This is a genomic window from Miniimonas sp. S16, from assembly GCF_057748195.1.
In genome coordinates, this window is record NZ_CM173242.1 from 257,150 (window position 1) to 279,393 (window position 22,244).

Sequence of the window (22,244 nt, forward strand, 5' to 3'; positions counted from 1 at the left end):
TCAGGCCGTCCGCTCGGCGATCGCGGTCCGGACGAGCTCGACCGCCTCGGCCACCGGGACCCCGTTGCGCTGGCTGCCGTCACGGAACCGGAACGACACCGCGCCGTTCTCGGCGTCCTCGCCGCCGGCGATGAGGACGAACGGCACCTTCTGCGTGGTGGCGTTGCGGATCTTCTTGTTGAAGCGGTCGTCGGAGTCGTCGAGCTCCGCGCGCACGCCCGCACGGCGCAGCTGCACCACGACGTCCGCGAGGTAGTCGTTGAAGGGCTCCGCGACGGGGACGGCGAGCACCTGCACGGGCGCGAGCCACGCCGGGAAGGCGCCCGCGTAGTGCTCGAGCAGGACGGCGAAGAACCGCTCGATCGAGCCGAACAGCGCACGGTGGATCATCACCGGGCGCTGGCGGGAGCCGTCGGCGGCCTGGTAGGTGAGGTCGAACCGCTCGGGCAGGTTGAAGTCGAGCTGGATGGTCGACATCTGCCAGGTGCGGCCGATCGCATCCTTGGCCTGGACCGAGATCTTGGGTCCGTAGAACGCCGCGCCACCCGGATCGGGGACGAGCTCGAGCCCCGAGGCCTCGGCGACCTCGCGCAGGGTCTCGGTCGCCTCCTCCCAGGTCGCGTCGTCGCCGACGGACTTCTCCGGGTTGCGGGTGGACAGCTCGAGGTAGAAGTCGTCCAGCCCGTAGTCCTTGAGCAGGTCCAGGACGAAGGTCAGCAGGCTGCTCAGCTCGTCCCGCATCTGCTCGCGGGTGCAGTAGATGTGGGCGTCGTCCTGGGTGAACCCGCGCGCCCGGGTGAGGCCGTGCACGACGCCGGACTTCTCGTAGCGGTACACGGTGCCGAACTCGAACAGCCGCAGCGGCAGCTCGCGGTAGGAGCGGCCGCGCGCGTCGAAGATCAGGTTGTGCATCGGGCAGTTCATCGGCTTGAGGTAGTAGTCCTGGCCCTCGCGCTTGATGGTGCCGTCCGCGTGGTGCTCGGCGTCCAGGTGCATGGGCGGGTACATGCCGTCGGCGTACCAGTCCAGGTGCCCGGAGACCTCGAAGAGTCGGCCCTTGGTGGCGTGCGGGGTGTAGACGAACTCGTAGCCCGCCTCGACGTGCCGCTTGCGGGAGTACTCCTCCATCGCCGAGCGGATGATGCCGCCCCGGGGGTGGAACACCGCCAGGCCCGAGCCGATCTCGTCCGGGAAGGAGAAGAGGTCCAGCTCGGCGCCGAGGCGCCGGTGGTCGCGCCGCTCGGCCTCGGCGAGTCGCTCGGTGTAGGCGCGCAGCTCGTCCTTGCTCGGCCACGCGGTGCCGTAGATGCGCTGCAGCTGCGGGTTCTTCTCGCTCCCCCGCCAGTACGCGGCGGCGCTGCGCATGAGCTGGAAGCCGTTCCCGAGCACCCGGGTGCTCGCGACGTGGGGACCGCGGCACAGGTCCTTCCACGCCACGACCTCCTCGCCCTCGCGGGTCCGCGCGACGTTGTCGTAGATCGTCAGCTCGCCGCCGCCGACCTCGACGCTCGCGCCCTCGGCGACCTCACTGACGTCCGCGTCGCCCGTGTCACCCGGGCCGGCACCGCCCTTGAGCCCGATGAGCTCGAGCTTGTACGGCTCGGCGGCCAGCTCGGCGCGCGCCTCCTCCTCGGTCACCACGCGGCGGCGGAAGGACTGCCCGTCGCGGATGATCCGGGTCATCACCTTCTCGAGCTCGCGCAGCTGCTCGGGGGTGAACGGGGTCTCGACGTCGAAGTCGTAGTAGAAGCCGTCGGTGATCGGCGGGCCGATGCCGAGCTTGGCGTCGGGGTTGACCTGCTGGACGGCCTGCGCGAGGACGTGCGCGGTGGAGTGGCGCAGGATCGCGAGCCCGTCCGGGGTGTCGATGCCCACGCGCTCGACCGCCGCGCCGTCGGGCAGCTCGCGATTGAGGTCACGCAGCTCGCCGTCCACCCGGACGGCCACGACCGCCTTCTCCTTGCCCAGGAGCGTCAGTCCCGTCGTCCCGGCCTCGATCTCGTGGTCGATGCCGTCGAGGGTGATGCGCACGCTGGGCACTGCGGACTCCTGGGGTCGGGGGCTGACCGGGCCGAACGGCCCGACGCCCGAGCCTACTCGGGCCGGGGGCGTGCGGCTCGTGGCGCGCGGCGTGCGGTCGCGTCCGTCGGGCGACGTGAAGCGTCGAGCCCAGCCGGGCGGCGACGCGATCCGAGCCCGGGAGGCACCCGGGACAGCGTCAGCTCGGTGAACTCACCCATGCGGGGCACGCTACGACGACCCGGTGACACGCGCACCGGCCGATGCGGTGTCGAGCCCGAGAAGCACGGCGCGTCATGGCAGGCCGAGCACGACGAAGGCCCCCTGGTCAGCGCTCGCGCTGGTCAGGGGGCCTTCGGATCGGGTGGGCGATACTGGGTTCGAACCAGTGACCTCCTCGGTGTGAACGAGGCGCTCTACCACTGAGCCAATCGCCCGTGCGGTCCGTTGCGAACCGCGGCCTGTCGATAGTAGCCGAGGAACGCGTCGACCCGAAATCGGCAGGATCATGCGCGACGGCGAGCCCGAGTCCGTCCCGTCGCCTCGCCCTCGCGACGGTGCAGGTGTGCGCCGCGGTGAGCCGGAGCTCACCGGCACGGCACCCTGACGGAGCCCGTCCGGACCGACGTCGCCCCGCCGAACCTCACGGGTCCATCCGCTCCAGCCGGCGCGCGGCGAAGATCTCCCCCATCGCGAGGGTGAGCCGACCCGGGAGCTTGGGCTCGCCGTCGACCGCCGCGACGGCCGCGATACCGCGGGTGCTCGAGGTGATCGCCACGTGCTGGGCGTCGTGGATCGCACGGAGCGGCAGGGCCTCCTCGCGCACGGCGACGCCCGCCTCGACGGCCCACTCCAGGACGAGCGCGCGGGTCACGCCGGCGAGGCAGCCCGAGGACAGCGGCGGGGTCACGAGGCCCTCGGCGTCCTCGAGGAACACGTTCGTCCCCGTGCCCTCGCAGAGCTCTCCTCGGGTGTTGCCGAAGATCGCCTCCGCGGCGCCGTGCGCACGAGCCCGGGCCAGTGCCATCGCGTTCTCGCCGTAGGACGTCGTCTTGAGCCCAGCGAGCGCGCCGCGCTCGTTGCGCGTCCAGGGCAAGACGTGCAGGCGCACCTCTCCGTGGGACGGCACGGCCGAGGCCGCGACGACGAGGGTCCCCGGACCTTCGTACCGGTCCGACCCGAGCGGGCCGAGACCGGCCGTCCAGGTGATCCGGAGTCTCGCCGTCGTGCCCGGCTCGGCGGAGTGCCACGCCTGGCTCACCTGCGCGACGGCGTCGCGCACCACCGCTTCGTCGGGCACGGCGATCCCGAGGCCGAGCGCCGAGGCCCGCAGCCGCTCGAGGTGCCGCGTGAGCGCGAAGGGTGCGCCGTCGATGAGCTCGCAGGTCTCGAAGACGCCGTCCCCCACGACGAAGCCGTGGTCGAGCACCGACAGCTGCGGGGTCGTCGGGTCGATGAGAGCGCCGTGGGCCCACGCGATCGTCGTCATGAGCTCGATCCTGCCATCGGGGCGCGGACGGAACCGGTCCGGGTCGCGGGGCGGGCCAGCGCACTGCGGCCCAGGGAGTCCGCGCCCAGGGGCGGCCCGCGAGCGGCGCCAGCGCGCCGATTTGGTCATCCCGGCGAGGCTGGTCTAGAGTCTTATCCGCGCCGCACGGCCGAAAAGGTCGCACGGAGCATGCGGATGTGGCTCAGTTGGTAGAGCATCACCTTGCCAAGGTGAGGGTCGCGGGTTCGAGTCCCGTCATCCGCTCGGAAGCACCCACCTGATGGGTCATCCTGCTGGGAGCGATCTCAGCGCGGTGGGTTGGCCGAGAGGCGAGGCAGCGGCCTGCAAAGCCGTATACACGGGTTCGAATCCCGTACCCACCTCGCAGCGGGCGATTGGCGCAGCGGTAGCGCGCTTCCCTGACACGGAAGAGGTCACTGGTTCGATCCCAGTATCGCCCACCCTTGACGAGAGGCCCCTGGCCGGCGGCGACGCCGAGCCGGGGGCCTCTCGCGTTTCTGCGGGGGCACCTCGCCCATGCCAACCTCGGCCTACGGTGTGACGATGCGCCTTCTCGTGCTGGGTGGATCCGTCTTCGTCAGCGCCGCCGTGGTGCGCCACGCGCTCGCCGCCGGCCACGACGTCACGGCCGTCACCCGCGGCCTGCACGGCACCGTGCCCGACGGCGTCACGCACGTCCGCGCGGATCGAACCGCTCCGGACGGCTTGGCGAGCGTGGCGGGCAAGGTGTGGGACGCCGTCGTCGACGTCTCGAGCCAACCGGGCCAGGTGCGCTCCGCCGTCGCGCAGCTCGCGGCCGACGGTGCGCACTACCTCTACGTGTCGAGCGGCAGCGCCTATGCGGACACCGCGACGCCCGGTCTCACCGAGGACGGGCCGTTGCTGCCTGCGCTCGCGGGCGACGCGCTCGAGTCGATGGCCGACTACGGCGGCGCGAAGGTCGCGTGCGAGCGGGCGGTGCTCGACGGCGCCTCCCGCGCCACGGTGGTGCGGCCCGGCCTGATCGGGGGCGCCGGCGACACCTCGGGGCGATCGGGCTACTGGCCGTGGCGCTTCGCCCACCCGAGCGGGCCGGCGGTGCTCGTCCCGGACGCACCCGACCTGCTCGTGCAGCTCATCGACGTCGAGGACCTCGCGGCGTGGATCGTCCATCTGCTCGACAGCGGACGAACGGGAGTGTTCAACGCCGTCGGGCACGCGACGCCGTTCCCCGCGGCGCTGAGCGCCGCGCACGAGGCGGCGCTCGCGGTGGGCGGTGGCGAGCAGGCGGGGGCGCCTGACGGCGGCGGCGGACAGCCTGGCGAGCCGGCCCTCGTCGCGGTGGACGGACCGTGGCTCGCGGCGCACGAGGTCGCTCCGTGGGCGGGGCCGCGCTCGATGCCACTGTGGCTGGACGACCCGGAGTGGGCCGGCTTCGGTGCGCGCAGCAACGCCGCCGCGCTCGCCGCCGGGCTCCGACTTCGCCCGCTCGCCGAGACGTTCGCCGCGACGCTGCGGTGGCACGAGACCGTCGGCGGGGTGCCGACGTCGGGTCTCTCCGACGAGGACGAACGGGAGCTTCTCGCACTCGCGTCGTCCTGAGCCGAGCACCGATATCCCCTCGGCGCGCCACACGTGGACACGGCGACCGCCACGTCCACCACAGACGCGCCACTACTCGTACGGCTACCCCTACGGCCGCTCCGGCCAGGCGTGCTTCGGGTATCTCCCCCGCAGGTCCGCGCGCACCGCCGTGTACCCGCCGTCCCAGAAGCCCGCCAGGTCAGCCGTGATCGCCGCGGGCCGACCGGCGGGTGACAGCAGGTGCGCCACCACCGGAACCCGCCCCCCGGCCAGCCGCGGCGTCTCGTGCATCCCGAAGAAGTCCTGCACGCGCGACGCGATCACGGGCTGGTCCGCCCCGTACTCCACCCGTACGGACCGCCCCGACGGCAGCGCGATCCGCTCGGGCGCGAGCTCGTCGAGGTGCGCGGCGTCGGGCCACGGGAGCAGCCCGCGCAGCAGCGCGAGCACGTCGACGCGCGCAAGGTCCGTCGTCCCGTCGGGAAGCCACTCCTGCACGCGTTCGGCGAGCGCGTCGTCCCCCACGTCGGGCCACAGCGGACCGAGCTCACGGTGCAGGAACGCCAGTCGTGCCCGCAGGCCTCTCGCGGCCTCGGTCCAGCGCAGCACGCCGACTCCCGAGCGGCGCAGGGCCGCCCGCAGCGCCGCCGCACCCTCCGGTCCGACGCGGCTCAGCCGCACCGAGGACAGCGGGATCGCACCCAGGCGGCGCACCCGTGAAGCCACCACGCGCGTGCCCTCGACCGCCACGTCGACTTCCTCACGCACGAGCGCAGCGCCGGCGGCGAGCGCCGCGGCCTCGTCGATCGGGACCCCCGACCGAATCAGCGCGTCCCTCCCCCGCGAGCGATCGGCGTCGGCGACGGCGAGCCACTCCTGGCCGACCAGCGCCGACCCCTCGCCCAGCACGGCGCCCGAGCCCGAGGCCATGAGATAGGCGGTCGACCCGGCCCGACGCCGCGCCAGCCGGTCGGGGTGCGCGAGTGCCACCACCTCGGCCACGACGGCGTCGCTCACCCTCGGCGTGTCGCGCGCCTGCGCGTCGCGCACCGCCCGCGTGGGCGCGTCTCCCGCGACGTCCGCCCCGCCGTCGGCGTCCTGCACGACGGCGAGCAACCGGTCGCGCGTCCGCGCCCACTCGGTCCCCGCTCCTCCGCCCCGCGCCGCCCGCCACGCGGCGCTGAGGTCGCCCCCGGAAGCGCGCAAGTCCTCCGCCAGCAGGGCTACCACCTCGGCCGCGGCGCGCGGACCGACGGACGCCGCGCCGTCGAGCAGCGCGCGGGCGAGCCGCGGATCCGTCGGCACCCCGGCGATCGCGCGACCCCGCGCGGTCACCACGCCGTCGCCGTCGAGCGCGCCCAGCCCGCGCAGCACCTCCTCGGCCGCCTCGAGCGCGGCGCGGGGTGGCGCGTCGGGCAGCCGGAGCCCGGCGACGCCGTCGCGCGACCAGCACGTGGCCTCGAGCACGAACGAGGCGAGGTCCGCCGTCGCGACCTCGGGCTCGGCGAACGGCGCGAGCCGGGCGTGCTCGGCCTCGGACCAGCACCGGTACACCGCCCCCGGGCCCTCACGCCCGGCGCGGCCCGCGCGCTGCTCGGCGCCGGCGCGGCTCACCATCACCGTGACCAGCCCGGCAAGCCCACGCCGGTGGTCGGTGCGCGGCTGCCGCGCCAGTCCGGCATCGACCACCACGCGCACGCCGGGCACCGTGAGCGAGGACTCCGCGACGGCGGTGCTCACCACGACCCGTCGACGCCCACCGGCCCGCAGCGCGCGGTCCTGCGCTGCGGCGGGAAGGCGCCCGTGCAGCGGCAGCACCTCCGGCTCCTCGCTGCGACGCCCGTCGGCCGTGTCCTCGGCGCCGGCGAGACCCCCGAGGGGCGCACGCCGCAGCCCGGCCACGACGTCGTCCACCTCCCGCGCCCCCGGCACGAACACGAGTACATCCCCCGCACGCTCGGCGACGGCGCGCCGCGCGACGGCGATCACGTGCTGCAGGTACTCGCGCCGCACGCCTCGCTCGTCGCTGCGCACGAGCGGCCGCTCGGGCGGGCACCACACCGTGTCGACCTCGTGCAGCGCCCCGTCGGCCACGACCACCGGCGCGTCCCATGCGGCGCCGAGAGCGGCGGCGTCCAGCGTCGCCGACATCACGACCACGCGGAGGTCCTCGCGCAGCGTCTCCCGCACGTCGGCGACCATCGCCAGCACGAGGTCGGACTCCAACGACCGCTCGTGCACCTCGTCGAGCACCACGCCCGCGACGCCGGGCAGCGCCGGGTCGCGCTGAAGCCGGCGCAGCAGCACGCCGGTCGTGACGACCTCGACCCGGGTGCGCGGGGACGTGCGCGACTCGCCCCGCACCGTGACGCCGACGTCGCCGCCGACCTCCTGGCCGAGCAGCGACGCGAGTCGGCGCGCGGCCGCCCGGGCCGCGATCCGCCGCGGCTGGGTGACCACGATCCGGCCGGCACCGGCACCGGCACGTGCCCTGGAACCGGCGCCCACACCGGCACCTGCGCGCACGATGTCCGCGAGCAGCGGCGGGACTAGCGTGGTCTTGCCGCTCCCGGGCGGCGCCGTGAGCACCGCGACACCCGCGCGCTCGACGGCGGCACGCACCTCCGGCAGCGCGCCCCGCACCGGGAGGTCGCCGGGGTTCGCGAGCAGCCGCGCGATCGCATCCATCGCGACCAGTCTGCCGGGCCCAGCCCCACGCCCGACGGCGAGGCACGCGCCGCGACCCCCTGTCCGGGCCGCCAGCGCCACCGCCTCGCTCCCACGACCGCGAGCCCGCCGGTCCCGCCCCTGTGGCCGTCGCCACCGTCCCGGGCTCGCTGCGCAACCCGCCCGTAGACTTGACCGACTCGACTCTCTCCGCAGGTTCGCGCCTGCCCGGCCCAGGCAGGCGTATGACCACCCTCGAGGACCTCTCCACCAGATCGAACGCGTTCGACGCCGACGCCGACGCACCCGCGGGCGTCGACCCCGCCGACATGGCGGTCTTCGTCCGCGTGGCGCGCGAGGTGGCCCACCTGCCCTCGGACCACCCCGACCAGATCGAGGCCCGTCGCGCGACGGCGGGCCTGTACAAGCTGGCCAAGAAGGTCCGCCGCGACGAGCGCCGTCGCGACCTGCAGGACCACGACCGCGCCGTCATCCACTCCACCGCCACCGGCAGCCCCGGCCGGATCGACGACGAGACGGCCGGCCTCCTGCCGAGCTCGGCCACCACGCCCGACCGGGTGGCCGGCACGCTGCGCAAGCCGCTGCCGTGCTACGTGTGCAAGGAGCTCTTCACGCAGGTCGACTGGTTCTACCACCAGCTCTGCCCCGCGTGCGCGGCCGTCAACCACGCCAAGCGCGACGCCCGCACCGACCTCACGGGGCGGCGCGCCCTGCTGACCGGCGGGCGGGCGAAGATCGGCATGTACATCGCGCTGCGTCTCCTGCGCGACGGCGCCCACCTCACCATCACGACGCGCTTCCCGCGCGACGCCGCCCGCCGCTTCGCCGCGATGCCGGACGCGCACGAGTGGCTGGACCGGCTCGACGTCGTGGGCATCGACCTGCGCGACCCCGCCCAGGTCGTGGCCCTGGCCGACCACGTCGCGGCCCGCGGTCCGCTCGACATCCTCGTCAACAACGCCGCCCAGACCGTCCGGCGCACGCCCGGCGCCTACTCGGCCCTGGCCGAGGCGGAGAACCTGCACCTGCCGGACGACCCGGACGTCCCCACGATCACCTTCGGGCGCACCAGCGCCGCGCACCCCGCGATGCTCGCGGGCTCCGTGACGGACCTGCCGAGCAATCCCGTCGGCGCCGACCTCGCGAGCCTCGGCCCCGCCCGGGCCGCCCTCGACGCGGCGAGCGCCTCCCTCGAGAGGCACCTCGCGGGCACGGCGATCGACGCCGGCGGCCTCCTGCCGGACGAGGTGGACCACAACTCCTGGGTCGCGACCGTCGAACAGGTCGACCCGATGGAGCTGCTCGAGGTGCAGCTGTGCAACTCCACGGCGCCGTTCATCCTGCTCTCGCGCCTGCGGGCGAGCATGTCGGCGACCGCGACCGGCCGCGCCTACGTGGTCAACGTGTCCGCGATGGAGGGCGTCTTCGCGCGTGGCTACAAGGGCCCCGGTCACCCGCACACGAACATGGCCAAGGCCGCCGTGAACATGCTCACCCGCACCAGCGCCACCGAGCTCGCCGAGCACGGCATCTACATGACGAGCGTGGACACCGGCTGGATCACGGACGAGCGCCCGCACACCACGAAGGTGCGTCTCGCGCAGGAGGGCTTCCACGCGCCGCTCGACCTCGTCGACGGCGCCGCCCGGGTATACGACCCCATCGTGCGCGGCGAGGCCGGGGAGCTGCTGCACGGCTGCTTCCTCAAGGACTACGCGCGCGCGCCGTGGTGAGGACCGTTCACGCGGTGAGCGCCGCGGGAGTGCTGGCGTCGCTCCGGGCGGCGCGAGCCCTGGCGACGGACCGGGCGGCCACGGCCACGGCGGCGGACGCGGCGCGAGCAGCAGCAGCGGTGACGCCGGCCGCGGCGAGCGCCCGCCTGGCCGTCGGCCCGCTCGGCCGCTTCTGGCGCAGCCTCTCCCCCGCGGGCCTCGCCGTCGGGGCCGCGGCCTACGCGGCCGGCACCCGACCGACCCTCGCGCCGCGCGGAGCCGTCGCCCAGGGCGTGGCCGCCGGGCTGTCGCTCGCCGTCGGGTACGCGCTCGGCGCGCGAGGTGAGCGCCTCGTGCACTGGGCGCGCCGCGGCGCGCACCGCGCGGACGACGCGGCGGGCCACCCGTGGTCCGACGCCCAGCCCGTCGCACGCGCGGTCGCCGGCGCGGGCCTCGCCGCGACCGCCGTCGTCACGCTCTGGACCGGGGCCCAGGGGCAGCGTCGCCTCCAGCGGCTGTGGGGCCTGCCCGCGACCGCGCAACCGGATCCGCGCACCCTCGCCGTCGCCGCCGGCGCGATCGTCCTGCCCGTCATCGCGCAGCGGCGCATCCGGCGCCGCGTGCACGCGCTGCGCAGCCTGCTCGGGCGCTGGCTGCCCGAGCCCGTCGCGGGCGTGGCGGGCGACGCCCTCTACACCGTCGGCTCGATCCTCCTCCTGCGCGCGGGGTTCGCCGAGATCCTCGGCCGCTACGTCACCGGCCGCTTCGCGATCCGCAGCGGCACCATCTCCCACCAGTACGAGCGCCCGACGGCGAGCACCCGGTCCGGTTCGCCGGCCTCCTTCGAGCCGTGGTCGGGTCTCGGCGCGGAGGGCCGTCGGTTCGTCGGCTCCGGTCCCTCCGTCGAGGAGATCGCCGAGCTCACCGGCCGCCCCGCGGTCGAGCCGATCCGGGTCTACGTGGGCGTCACGACGCACGGGAAGCTCGTCGACCCGCCCGACCTGGACGCGATGGCCGCACGCCTCGTCGCCGAGCTGGACCGCACCCGTGCCTGGGAGCGGGACGTGCTCGTCCTCGTCACCCCGACCGGGTCGGGCTGGGTGGACGGTCCGGCCGTGGCGGCCGTGGAGTACCTGCACGGCGGCCGCACCGCGGTCGCCGCCCTGCAGTACTCGGTGAACCCCAGCTGGGTCCAGCTGGCCCTCGAGCTGGACCTGCCGGCCCGCGCCGGCCGCGCGCTCTTCGAGGCCGTGCACGCGCGCTGGCGGCAGCTGCCGCCGGACTCCCGGCCCCTGCTGGTGCCCTTCGGGCTGTCGCTCGGCGCCTACGGCTCGCAGGCAGCGTTCGGCTCGCTGGAGGACGTCCTGAGCCGGGCGGGTGGCGCGGTGTGGGCGGGCTCGCCCCGGTTCACGCCGCTCGTGACCGAGCTCACCGCGCGGCGGGATGCCGGCTCCACCCAGATCCACCCCGTCCTGGACGGCGGTCGGCACGTGCGCTTCGCGACCCGCAACGGCGGACCCCAGCACCTCGACGCCCTCGGCCCGGCCGGCTCGCCTCGCGTGGTCTACGTCCAGCACCCGAGCGACGGCGTCGCGCGCTGGTGGTGGCCCGAGCTCTGGCGTCCCGACGACTGGCTGCGCGAGCCCGCCGGCCAGGACGTGCTGCCACGCCTGCAGTGGTGGCCGGTGATCACCGGTGTCCAGCTCTTCCTCGACATGATGGTCTCCGACTCCGACGGGATCCCCGCGGGCTACGGGCACCACTACTGCGGCGCCTACGTCGACGCCTGGCGCTGGGTGACTCAGCCGGACGGGTGGGACGAGTCGCGTCTCGCGGCCCTGCGTGCGCGCCTGGCCGACGTGCCGCGCTGACGAGCCGACCGCGCGAGGTGCGCTCCGCCGTCGGGCCCTGTCGCCGCGCCGGCGCCCTGACGAGCCGACCGCGCGAGGTGCGCTCCGCCGTCGCGCGCTGACGAGCCGACCGCGCGAGGTGCGCTCCGCCGCCGGGCCCCGTCGCCGCGCCGGCGCGCTGACGAGGCCGAACGCGCTCGGCGCCCCGCTGAGCGCAACGCTCTCCCCGACCGCGTCACAGGGATGTCACGCGTCCATGACATGCTTCCGCAATGCGTATCTGGCCTGGACACCCCTACCCGCTCGGCGCGACCTACGACGGGACGGGGACGAACTTCGCCCTCTTCTCCTCGGTCGCCGAGCGGGTCGAGCTCTGCCTGATCGACGACGCGGGGAACGAGGAGCGCATCGAGGTGCGCGAGGTCGACGCGTACGTGTGGCACGTCTACCTGCCCGCCGTGCAGCCCGGGCAGCGCTACGGCTACCGCGTGCACGGGCCCTACGAGCCCGAGCGCGGCCTGTGGTGCAACCCCGCGAAGTTCCTCCTCGACCCGTACGCCAAGGCGTTCGACGGCACGATCGACGGCGACCCCGCGCTCCTGTCCTACCCCGCCGGCGGCGCGCCCGAGCCGGGGCAGGCGCCCAACGACCTGGACTCCCTCGGTCACACCATGACCTCCGTGGTGCACAACCCCTTCTTCGACTGGGGCCACGACCACCCGCCGGCGCACGAGTACCACCGCAGCGTCATCTACGAGGCCCACGTCAAGGGCATGACGATGCTGCACCCCGACGTCGCGGAGGACCTGCGAGGCACGTACGCGGGGATGTCCCACCCCGCGGTCATCGAGCACCTCAAAACCCTCGGCGTCACCGCGATCGAGCTCATGCCGGTGCACCAGTTCGTCAACGACTCCACGCTCCAGGGCAAGGGCCTGTCGAACTACTGGGGCTACAACACGATCGGCTTCTTCGCACCGCAGAACACCTACAGCGCCACCGGCAGCCGCGGGCAGCAGGTGCAGGAGTTCAAGGGGATGGTCAAGGCGCTGCACGAGGCCGACATCGAGGTGATTCTCGACGTCGTGTACAACCACACGGCGGAGGGCAACCACCTGGGCCCGACCCTGTCCTTCCGCGGCATCGACAACCCCGCGTACTACCGGCTCGTCGACGACGAGCCCATCCACTACTTCGACACCACCGGCACGGGCAACTCGCTCATGATGCGGTCCCCGCACGTGCTGCAGCTCATCATGGACTCGCTGCGCTACTGGGTCACCGAGATGCACGTGGACGGCTTCCGCTTCGACCTGGCGGCCACCCTCGCTCGCGAGCTGCACGAGGTGGACCGCCTGTCGGCGTTCTTCGACCTCGTCCACCAGGACCCGGTCGTCTCCCAGGTCAAGCTGATCGCCGAGCCCTGGGACCTCGGCGAGGGCGGCTACCAGGTCGGCGGGTTCCCGCCCCTGTGGACCGAGTGGAACGGCGCCTTCCGCGACACCGTGCGCGACTTCTGGCGCGCCGAGCCGCACACGATGTCGGAGTTCGCGAGCCGGTTCGCCGGGTCCTCCGACCTCTACGAGCACACCGGCCGCAAGCCGATCGCGTCGGTCAACTTCATCACGGCGCACGACGGCTTCACGCTCAACGACCTCGTCTCCTACAACGAGAAGCACAACGAGGCCAACGGCGAGGACAGCCGGGACGGGGAGTCGCACAACCGGTCCTGGAACTCTGGTGCCGAGGGACCCACGGACGACCCGGAGATCCTCGAGCTGCGCGCGCGGCGGGCCCGCAGCCTGTTCGCCACGCTGCTGCTGTCGCAGGGCGTGCCGATGATCGCGCACGGTGACGAGCTGCGGCGCAGCCAGGGCGGCAACAACAACGTCTACTGCCAGGACAACGAGATCTCCTGGATGAGCTGGGAGCTGGGCGAGCCCCAGACCACGATGCTCGAGTTCGCGCGCAAGGTCATCGCGCTGCGCGCCAAGCACCCGGTGTTCCGCCGCCGGCGGTTCTTCGAGGGCACCTACACCGAGTCCGAGGGCGACCGGATCCAGGACATCGCGTGGCTCACCCCCGCGGCGGAGCCGATGACGGGCGAGGAGTGGAACACCTGGTACGCCAAGGCGCTCATGGTGTTCCTCAACGGCGACGCGATCAACGAGCCCGACGAGTGGGGCGAGCCGATCGTCGACGACTCCTTCCTCGTGCTCTTCAACGCCGACCCGGCGCCCATCACGTTCACCCTGCCGCCCGCCTCCTACGGTCAGGCCTGGCAGGGCGTGCTCGACTCCGACCACTCCTTCGAGGACTGGCAGGTGTTCGCCGCGGGCACGACCGTGCAGGTCGCCGGCAGCTCGATCGTCGTGTTCTCCCGCCCGAGCGTCACGGTGACGCGGCGTCCCGGCACGAGCGTGTCGGCGGGTACGACGGCGCAGCTCGCCCGGGCGGCGGAGGCCGCGCCCACCGCCTCGGTCTCCACCGCACCCACCGACCCGGCGACGGCGGCCGCGGCGGCCGACGAGACGGGGACCAGCGGCGGTGCGACGCCACCCAACCCGCCCACGCCGAAGCGGCGCGCGCCGCGCAAGCCGCGCGCCAAGAAGAACGACGCATGAGCCGCGAGCCCCACCAGCCCTCCCGACGCACCCCGGTCTCCACCTACCGCCTCCAGCTGGGTCCTGACCTCTCGTTCGACGAGGCGCGCGCCCAGCTGCCGTACCTCGAGCGGCTCGGGGTGACCGACCTCTACCTCTCGCCCGTGCTCGCGGCGGCGCCGGGGTCGACGCACGGGTACGACGTCGTGGACCACGACGAGGTCAGCGAGGTGATGGGCGGGCGCGCCGCCCTCGAGCGGCTCTGCGCGGCGGCCCACGAACGGGGCATGGGCGTCGTGCTGGACATCGTGCCGAACCACATGGCGGTGCCGACGCCTGCGTGGCACAACCGCGAGCTGTGGGACGTCCTGGCGCACGGGGAGACCTCGGAGTACGCCGAGTGGTTCGACGTCGAGTGGTCGGGCCCCTCGGCCGGGCTGCTCATGCCCGTCCTGGGCGACCGGATCGGTGCCGTACTGGGACGGGGTGAGCTCACCGTCGACGAGGTCGACGTGCCCGGTGTCGGGCCCACCACGGTGCTGCGCTACTTCGACCACGTCTTCCCGGTCCGGGCCGGCACCGAGAGCCTGCCCCTGACCCGACTGCTCGAGGCCCAGCACTACCGGCTCGCCTACTGGCGCGTCGCGGACGAGGAGCTGAACTACCGACGGTTCTTCGACGTCGGGACCCTCGTGGCGATCCGCGTGGAGCGCCCGGCGGTGTTCGACGCGACCCACCGCCTCGTGCTCGAGCTCATGGCGCAGGGGTTCGTCGACGGCCTGCGGATCGACCACCCGGACGGCCTCGCCGACCCGCGCGCCTACCTGCGGCACCTGGACGAGGCGACCGGCGGAGCCTGGGTCGTGGCCGAGAAGATCCTCGAGCCGACGGAGGAGCTGCCCGCCGACTGGCCCGTGGCGGGCACCACCGGGTACGACACCGCATGGCGGGTCGGCCAGCTCCTCGTGGATCCCGCCGGTGCGCCCGCGCTCGCCGGGATCATGCACGAGCTGACCGGCGACGGGCCGATGGGCCTGCCGGCGCTCACCGTGGAGAGCAAGCGGCAGGTCGTCGAGCAGTCGCTGTTCGCCGAGGTGCACCGGCTCACGTCCCTCATCTCCGACGTGTGCCACGACGACATCCGGCTGCGGGACCACACGTGGCGCGCCCTGCTGGACTGCGTCACCGAGCTCGTCATCGCCTTCGACCGCTACCGCGCCTACGTCGTCGCGGGCGAGCCCGCCCCGCCCGCCGCCGTCGCCCTCGTGGAGGAGGCGGCCGCCCTGGCCGCGTCCCGGCTGGACGAGGAGCGGGCCGACACGATGCAGGTGGTGGTCGACCTCGTGCTCGGGCGCGAGGCCGGCAGCGCGGGCAAGGTGCGCGAGCCCCGCCGCGACGAGATCATCGTGCGCTTCCAGCAGGTCTGCGGCGCGGTCATGGCCAAGGGCGTGGAGGACACCACCTTCTACCGGTGGACCCACCTGGTGAGCCTGTGCGAGGTGGGCGCCTCGCCGGGCACGTTCGCCCTCGGGCCGGACACGCTGCACTCGTGGGCCGAGCGGCAGCAGCAGCGCTGGCCCGACACGATGACGGCGGGTACGACGCACGACACCAAGCGCGGCGCCGACGTGCGTGCCCGGATCGGGGTGCTCAGCGAGCACGCGACGGCGTGGGTCGACCTGGTGCACGCGCTGCGCGCGGCCACGTCCGACGCACGACCCACCGACTTGCCGGGCCGGACCGAGAACCTGCTCTGGCAGATCCTGGCCGGCACCTGGACGGACGAGGGCCCGCTCGAGGCCGACCGGTTCACGGGGTACCTGCTCAAGGCCGCACGCGAGGCCAAGGAGTGGACCGCCTGGACCAACCCGGACGCCGCTCGCGAGGAGCGCGTGATCGCCTTCGCCGAGCACGTGCTCGCCTCGCCGGACGTCGCCGAGCTCATGGCGGGGTGGCTGGACCGCACACGGGCCTCGGTCCGCGCGGCCACGCTCGGTCAGACGCTCCTCCAGCTCACGCTGCCGGGCGTCGCGGACGTGTACCAGGGCACCGAGACCACCCGGATCGCCCTGGTCGACCCCGACAACCGGCGCCCCGTGGACTACGCGGCTCTCGCCGTCGCGCTCGACCGCGTCGAGCGGACCGACGGCAGCGGCACCGGCTCGCTCGGCGAGGAGAAGCTCGCGCTCGTGCGCGCCGTGCTGCACGCGCGGCGCGGCGACCCCGAGGCCTTCGTGGGCCCGCGCGCGGGCTACCTCCCGCTCGCGACCTCCTCCGAGCGGGCCGTCGCCTTCGCCCGCACGCGCGACGGCGAACCCCGCTCGCTCACGGTGATCAGCCGGCACACCACGGGTCTGACGTCGGGCTGGGGTGAGCGCGAGGTGGTGCTGCCCGACGGCACCACGTGGGCCGACCCCCGCCGACCCGGCCTCGTCCACCGGCCCGGCCCGGTCCGGCTCGCCGACCTGTTCGCCCCCTCCCCCGTCGCGTTCCTGCTGCCGGTCGAGGATGTCACGGCCGAGGCGGCTGAGGCTGCCGAGGCGGCTGGGGCTGCCGAGGCGGCTGGGGCTGCCGAGGCGGCTGGGGCTGCCGAGGACGCCGGGCACGCCGCGGACGCCGTCGCCGGGCCGTCCGGGGCGCCCTCGTGACCAGCGGGCCGGGCGCCGCCCCGCTGTCGGTGTGGGCGCCCTACGCGGACGCCGTGGCGGTGGTGCTCGGCGTGGGGCGCGAGGGTGGCGACGCGCACGAGGAGGCGATGCTCGCCGTCGGCGGCGGGTGGTGGCGCACCACCGGCGACGTCGCGCCGGAGGTGGACTACGCCTTCCGGCTCGACGGCGGCGATCCCCGCCCCGACCCGCGCTCGCCCCGGCAGCCCGCCGGGGTGCACGGGCCGAGCCGCACGTTCGACGCACACGCCTTCGCGTGGACCGACGCGGCGTGGGCGGGGCGCGACGTGCGCGGCGCCGTGACGTACGAGCTGCACGTGGGCACCTTCACGCCCGGCGGCACGCTGCCCTCCGCGATCGAGCGGCTGGACCACCTGGTCGAGCTCGGCGTCGACGTCGTCGAGCTCATGCCGCTCGCCGCCTTCAACGGGGACCGCGGCTGGGGGTACGACGGCGTCGCGCTCTACGCGGTGCACGAGCCCTACGGCGGCCCCGAGGCTCTGCAGGCGTTCGTCGACGCCGCGCACGCCCGCGGGCTCGCGGTGTGCCTCGACGTCGTCTACAACCACCTCGGTCCGTCGGGGAACTACCTCGGCGAGTTCGGCCCCTACTTCACGGACGCGCACACCACCCCGTGGGGGTCGGCCGTGAACCTCGACCGACCGGGCAGCGCCGAGGTGCGCGCCTTCCTCGTCGACAACGCGCTGCGCTGGCTGCGCGACTTCCACGTCGACGCGCTGCGGCTGGACGCCGTGCACGCGCTCGTCGACGACTCCGAGCGGCACCTGCTCGCCGAGCTGTCCGACGCCGTCGCGGACCTCGCGCGCGAGGTGGGCCGGCCGCTCTCGCTCGTCGCGGAGTCCGACCTCAACGACGCCGTCATGGTCACGCCGACCGCGGCCGGGGGCCACGGCATGACCGCGCAGTGGGACGACGACGTGCACCACGCGGTGCACGCCCTGCTCACCGGGGAGCGCGCGGGCTACTACGTGGACTTCGGCTCGACGGCGGCACTCGCCCAGGTGATGCGCGACGTCTTCGTGCACAACGGCACGTACTCGACCTTCCGCGAGCAGGACTGGGGCGCGCCGGTTCCCGAGGGGATCGACGGCCACGCCTTCGTGGTGTGCTCGGCCAACCACGACCAGGTGGGCAACCGGGCGACGGGTGACCGGCCGGGCGCGAGCCTCCCGCCCGCCGCGCTCGCGCAGGCCGCCGCGCTCGTGCTCGCCTCGCCGTTCAGCCCGATGCTCTTCATGGGTGAGGAGTGGGGCGCGAGCACGCCGTTCCGCTTCTTCACCTCCCACCCCGAGCCCGAGCTCGGCGAGGCCGTGACCCGGGGGCGGCGCGAGGAGTTCGGCGGTCACGGCTGGGACACCGACGAGGTGCCCGACCCGCAGGACCCTGAGACCTTCGAGGCGAGCCGGCTGGACTGGAGCGAGATCGACGCTCCGCGGGGCGACGCACACGACGCTGGTTCCGGTGCGACACCCGACGACGGCGCGCGCCGGCACCACCGGCTCCTCGCGTGGCACCGCGACCTCATCGCGCTGCGCCGCCGCGAGCCGGCCCTCGCCTCGGGCGACCGGTCGCGCACCCGGGTGGACGCCGACGACGACGCGACCGCGCTCGTGCTGCACCGTGCCGGGGAGGCGGCGCAGGCTGCGGACGGTGGCGCGTCGGACGGCGGCTCGGGCGTCGCCGTCGTCCTCAACCTCACCGACGAGCCGCTCCCGGTGCGCGTCGAGGGCGCCGTCGAGGTGCTGCTCGCGTGGGAGCCGGGCACCAGCGTGCACGACGGCGTGGTCGACCTGGGCGCCCACGGCGTCGCGTTGGTGCGTACCCGGAGCTGATCGCGGTCGGCGCCGGCGCCGGCTCGCGAGGGCGCCGGCGCGGGTGCGCTACGGAGCGGCGGTCGGCTCGGGGTCCCCGGCCACGGCGGCGCTCGAGGTCGGCTCGTCGCTCGCGGCGGCGGACGGCGCTGCTGACGCGGAAGGCTGCGTCCCTGCGGGCTCGGGTGACGCCGTCGCGGCCGGTGTCGGCGTGGCGGTGGGGCTCGGGCTCGGAGAGGGTTGCGGTGACGGCTCGGGCGTCGGGCTCGGAGTCGGCGTGGGCGTAGTCGAGGGATGCGGCGTCGCCGAGGGTCCGGGGCTGGGCGACGGACTGGCCGACGGACTGGGCGAGGGACTCGGCGACGGCTCCGGCGTCGGGCTCGCAGTCGGGTCGGGCGTGGGCGTCGGGCTCGGGGACGGGTCGGGCGTGGGCGTCGGGGTCGGCGACGGCGCCTGCACCACCGGCACGGGCGGGAGCGGCGTCGTGGCGATCGCCACCAGGTTGGCCTGGAACGCGGCCTGGGCGGCGAGGTAGTCGGCGGTCAGCGGGACCGGCGTGACGGTGCGCCCGGAGCGCAGGTCGACGCCGCGCGCCAGCATGAACGGGACGGGGTCGACGGCCACGCCGTTGACGTGCACCGAGAAGTGCAGGTGCGGTCCGGTCGACCGACCCTCGGTCCCGACCAGTGCGACGATCTCGCCCTCGCGGACCTGCTGCCCGAGGGTCACGAGCACGCCGGCCTGGGCCATGTGGTTGTACGCGGTCACGACGCCGTCGCCGTGGTCGATCGCGACCACCCATCCGGAGAGCCCCAGCTCGCGGCTGCCGTTGCCGACGTACACCACGGTGCCCGCGGCGGCCGCCCGGATCGGGTACCCGAGCGGGGCCGAGAGGTCCACGCCGTTGTGCAGCCCCGCACTGGTCAACCCCGCGATCGCGCCGCGGAACCCGAAGGGTGAGGCGAACTTCCCGTTCGGCAGCGGGTGCACCCAGCCGAGCTCGGACACCTCGACCCCCGCCTCGGCGAGCGAGAGCCGGTACGCGGCCTGCTCGACCGCGCCGTCCACGGCGGACAGCAGCGGGGCGGGCGGCGGGGGCGCGGTCCCGGTCGCGGTGGCCGGGGTCCACCACGAGGCGGCCTCCGCCAGCGGGTCGACCGAGTCCTCCTCGAGCGGATAGTCCATCGGGGAGAGCCCGTCGGAGTCGGCCGCCCCACGGGCGCTCGACGTGCGGTCCCAGCGCGGGCTGGCGTGCTCGGGTGCGAGGTAGGCCGCCCCGGCGATCGGGGAGTCGAGGTACGCGGGGGCGCTCTCCCCCGAGACCGGCAGCGGCACCGGCGCCGCTTGCGCGCCGCCCGCCACGAGCACCCCGACGGCGGCCGCGAGGCATGCCGCGACGCCTCTCGTCAGGACCGTTGCCCGCACGTCCGTCACCCTTCCGCCGCCCCCGGCTGCCACCCCCGATGGTGACCCGGATCACACTACCTCGGCAACCCCGCGCCTTCGGTACCGTCAGGACCCATGACGACCCTGTTCACCCGCATCATCGACGGCGAGATCCCCGGACGGTTCGTCTGGTCCGACCCCACGTGCGTCGCGTTCCTCACGATCGCCCCCGTGCGCCCCGGGCACGCCCTGGTCGTGCCGCGCGCCGAGGTGGACCACTGGCTGGACGCCGACCCCGGACTCATGGCCCACCTCGTGGACGTCGCCCGCATCGTGGGACGCGCGCAGCTCGAGGCGTTCGGCGGTGTCCGCTCGGGCCTCGTCGTGCAGGGCTACGGGGTCCCCCACCTGCACCTTCACGTGCTCCCGACCCACGGCCCGGAGGACTTCCACGGCATCGAGGGCCCGCCCGCGCCGGACTCCGAGCTCGACGACGCAGCCGAGCGGCTGCGCGACGCCCTCGCCGCCGGCGGGCAGGCCGAGCCCGTCGAGGAGGCCCGGGCGCTCAGCGCGCGCTGACCGCCGGGGTCGGACGGGTGCCGGATCCCTCGTCCCGTGACCGTTCGGCGTGCGGCGCAGATGCCGTCGGAGAGCCGGCGACGGCGCCGCGCGAGGTCGGGCGGGGGCTCAGGGCAGGGGCCGTCCGGCCAGCGCACCGAGCCGCGAGAGTGCCCGGAAGTACTTCTTGCGGTACCCCTTCGTCAGCATGCGAGGGCTGAACAGATCGGCGACCGCTGCTCCGCCGAGCCGGACCGGGACGTCACGGTCGTACAGCCGGTCGACGAGGACGACGAGCCGCAGCCCCACCATGTCGTCGTCGAGCTCGTGCACGCCGGTGACCGCGACGAGGTCGAGGCCGTCCACCAGCTGCCCGTAGCGGGAGGGGTGGATCCGCGCGAGGTGCGCCATGAGCCCGCCCCAGTCGTCGAGGCTCGCCTGCGCGCCGCTCGCCGACGCCTGCTCGACGGCGAGGCGCACCTCCTCGTCGGTCAGCGCGGTCCGCTCGGGGCGTCCGTCGCGCAGGCGATAGTCCTCGCCGTCGATCCGCATGACCTCGAACCGGGCGGCGAGGGCCTGGATCTCGCGGAGGAAGTCCTCTGCGGCGAACCGGCCCTCACCCAGCGCCTCGGGCAGCGTGTTCGACGTGGCCACGAGCGTGACCCCCGCGTCGGCGAGCTCGCGCAGGAGGCGCGACATGAGCACCGTGTCGCCCGGGTCGTCGAGCTCGAACTCGTCGATCGCGACGAGCGCGCGGTCCGACAGCGCGGCCACGCACTCGCGGAACCCGACGGCGCCCACGAGGTGGGTGTACTCGACGAACGTGCCGTACGCGGAGCGCTCGGGCCCGACGGCGTGCGCCAGCGAGGCGAGCAGGTGCGTCTTCCCGACGCCGTAGCCGCCGTCGAGGTAGAGCGACGGCGGGGGCGGGGGCGCCTTGCGGAACAGGCTCTTGCGCGGGGGTTCGACGATGCGGGCCGCCAGGTCGCGCATGCGCTCGCGCGCGTGGGCCTGCGAAGGGTGCGCCGGATCGGGCACGTAGGAGTCGAACGAGGCGCGGGCGAACTGCGGCGGCGGGACGAGGCCGGCGAGCAGCTGCGCCGCCGTGACCTCCGGGAGTCGGTCCGTGAGCGAGATCGGGTGGGCGGGGTCGGGCACGTGGGCAGGCTACCGGGCACTCTGCGACGGCGGGCACCGGGTCCTGGCGGGCCCGGCGGGGCTGGCGGCCCTGGCGGGCCCGGCGGTCCTGGCGGGGCTGGCGGCCCTGGCGGGCCCGGCGGGGCCTAGGCTGGTGGCGCCGCGCGACCAGACCCTCGGACGCGCCACCCGTTCCCCGCAGGAAGGCCCGTGCCATGCCCCAGACCGTCGTCGTCCTGAGCGAGGACGTCCTCGCCGCCTCCGACGTCGCGAAGATCCTCGCGCTCGCCGGTGAGGACGGCGCCGTCTACCGGGTGCTCGTGCCCACCGAGGTGAAGCACAGCGTCGTGTCGGACTTCCTCGACCACCTCATGGTGCTCGACCTCAAGGAGGCGTGGGAGGACGTGACGGGCAGGAACGACCTGCCCGACGACGTCGCCCGCCGCGACGCCGCCGAGGTGCTGCAGGGCTCCGTGGACGCGCTCGAGGCGGCCGGCGCAGAGGTCGAGGCCGCGACGATCGCCGACGACGTCGTCGTGGCCCTGCGCGCGGAGCTCGCCGCGGCCCCCGACATCCTCCAAGTCATCGCCGTGACGCAGCCCCGCGCCGTGGAGGACACCTTCCACCGCGGCTGGGCCGACAAGGCGGAGAAGGAGCTCGGCGTGCCCGTCCTGCACTTCTACACGGGCACCTCGGTCGTCGGCGAGTAGCACGCCTCGC

At 74.5% G+C, this 22,244-nt stretch carries 13 protein-coding genes and 4 tRNA genes; 11 read left to right on the forward strand and 6 right to left on the reverse strand.

Going from position 1 to position 22,244, the window contains the following annotated elements; all coding sequences use genetic code 11:
* The 3 genes from thrS to AC3AQ1_RS01230 all read right to left on the reverse strand — a co-directional run bounded on the left by thrS (window position 1) and on the right by AC3AQ1_RS01230 (window position 3,508).
* Window positions 1-2,040 (reverse strand): threonine--tRNA ligase, encoded by a 2,040-nt coding sequence (gene thrS, locus AC3AQ1_RS01220; RefSeq protein ID WP_108717497.1) that lies wholly within the window; start codon window positions 2,038-2,040, stop codon window positions 1-3.
* 344 nt (window positions 2,041-2,384) lie between these two features.
* Window positions 2,385-2,456, reverse strand: a tRNA-Val gene (locus tag AC3AQ1_RS01225).
* Window positions 2,457-2,662: 206 nt separating this feature from the next.
* Complete coding sequence (locus AC3AQ1_RS01230) at window positions 2,663-3,508, reverse strand: aminotransferase class IV (RefSeq protein WP_108717498.1); 846 nt, start codon at window positions 3,506-3,508, stop codon at window positions 2,663-2,665.
* Window positions 3,509-3,699: 191 nt separating this feature from the next.
* Here AC3AQ1_RS01230 and AC3AQ1_RS01235 point away from each other — a divergent pair.
* From AC3AQ1_RS01235 to AC3AQ1_RS01250, 4 genes are all read left to right on the forward strand, one after another.
* A tRNA-Gly gene (locus AC3AQ1_RS01235) sits at window positions 3,700-3,772 on the forward strand.
* A gap of 48 nt (window positions 3,773-3,820) precedes the next feature.
* Window positions 3,821-3,891, forward strand: a tRNA-Cys gene (locus AC3AQ1_RS01240).
* Window positions 3,892-3,897: 6 nt separating this feature from the next.
* Window positions 3,898-3,969: transfer RNA gene (locus AC3AQ1_RS01245), tRNA-Val, on the forward strand.
* Between the two features lie 103 nt (window positions 3,970-4,072).
* Window positions 4,073-5,110 carry an NAD-dependent epimerase/dehydratase family protein gene (locus AC3AQ1_RS01250; RefSeq protein ID WP_108717499.1) on the forward strand — a complete coding sequence of 346 codons (1,038 nt, stop codon included), beginning with the start codon at window positions 4,073-4,075 and terminating at the stop codon, window positions 5,108-5,110.
* A 90-nt stretch (window positions 5,111-5,200) separates the two neighbouring features.
* Here the strand turns inward: AC3AQ1_RS01250 and hrpB are convergent, their stop codons facing one another.
* Window positions 5,201-7,780, reverse strand: a complete 2,580-nt coding sequence (gene hrpB, locus AC3AQ1_RS01255; RefSeq protein ID WP_199916498.1) for an ATP-dependent helicase HrpB — start codon at window positions 7,778-7,780, stop codon at window positions 5,201-5,203.
* 224 nt (window positions 7,781-8,004) lie between these two features.
* Between hrpB and AC3AQ1_RS01260 the strand changes: the two genes are divergently transcribed.
* The 5 genes from AC3AQ1_RS01260 to treZ all read left to right on the forward strand — a co-directional run bounded on the left by AC3AQ1_RS01260 (window position 8,005) and on the right by treZ (window position 18,464).
* Window positions 8,005-9,513: an SDR family NAD(P)-dependent oxidoreductase gene (locus AC3AQ1_RS01260; RefSeq protein ID WP_108717500.1), complete on the forward strand. Its 1,509-nt coding sequence runs from the start codon at window positions 8,005-8,007 to the stop codon at window positions 9,511-9,513.
* A gap of 14 nt (window positions 9,514-9,527) precedes the next feature.
* Window positions 9,528-11,363 carry an alpha/beta hydrolase gene (locus AC3AQ1_RS01265; protein ID WP_159096326.1) on the forward strand — a complete coding sequence of 612 codons (1,836 nt, stop codon included), beginning with the start codon at window positions 9,528-9,530 and terminating at the stop codon, window positions 11,361-11,363.
* Window positions 11,364-11,614: 251 nt separating this feature from the next.
* Window positions 11,615-13,966, forward strand: coding sequence for a glycogen debranching protein GlgX (gene glgX / locus AC3AQ1_RS01270; RefSeq protein ID WP_108717502.1), 2,352 nt, complete (start codon window positions 11,615-11,617; stop codon window positions 13,964-13,966).
* Window positions 13,963-16,593, forward strand: coding sequence for a malto-oligosyltrehalose synthase (gene treY, locus AC3AQ1_RS01275; protein ID WP_108717503.1), 2,631 nt, complete (start codon window positions 13,963-13,965; stop codon window positions 16,591-16,593). Before glgX ends, treY begins: the two co-directional genes overlap by 4 nt.
* Window positions 16,590-18,464, forward strand: coding sequence for a malto-oligosyltrehalose trehalohydrolase (gene treZ / locus AC3AQ1_RS01280; protein WP_199916499.1), 1,875 nt, complete (start codon window positions 16,590-16,592; stop codon window positions 18,462-18,464). The genes treY and treZ overlap by 4 nt, the downstream gene beginning before the upstream one ends.
* A gap of 48 nt (window positions 18,465-18,512) precedes the next feature.
* Here treZ and AC3AQ1_RS01285 read toward each other — a convergent pair whose 3' ends face one another.
* The gene (locus AC3AQ1_RS01285) at window positions 18,513-19,868 is read right to left on the reverse strand and encodes a M23 family metallopeptidase (RefSeq protein WP_159096327.1); all 1,356 of its coding nucleotides are present in this window, start codon (window positions 19,866-19,868) and stop codon (window positions 18,513-18,515) included.
* A 96-nt stretch (window positions 19,869-19,964) separates the two neighbouring features.
* Here AC3AQ1_RS01285 and AC3AQ1_RS01290 point away from each other — a divergent pair, with 96 nt between their 5' ends.
* Window positions 19,965-20,408 carry an HIT family protein gene (locus tag AC3AQ1_RS01290; RefSeq protein ID WP_108717505.1) on the forward strand — a complete coding sequence of 148 codons (444 nt, stop codon included), beginning with the start codon at window positions 19,965-19,967 and terminating at the stop codon, window positions 20,406-20,408.
* A 108-nt stretch (window positions 20,409-20,516) separates the two neighbouring features.
* Here AC3AQ1_RS01290 and zapE read toward each other — a convergent pair whose 3' ends face one another.
* Window positions 20,517-21,545 (reverse strand): cell division protein ZapE, encoded by a 1,029-nt coding sequence (zapE, locus tag AC3AQ1_RS01295; protein WP_108717506.1) that lies wholly within the window; start codon window positions 21,543-21,545, stop codon window positions 20,517-20,519.
* A 194-nt stretch (window positions 21,546-21,739) separates the two neighbouring features.
* Here zapE and AC3AQ1_RS01300 point away from each other — a divergent pair, with 194 nt between their 5' ends.
* A complete protein-coding gene (locus tag AC3AQ1_RS01300) occupies window positions 21,740-22,234 on the forward strand; it encodes a hypothetical protein (RefSeq protein ID WP_108717507.1) in 495 nt (164 codons plus the stop codon).
* The last annotated feature ends 10 nt before the right edge of the window (window positions 22,235-22,244 follow it).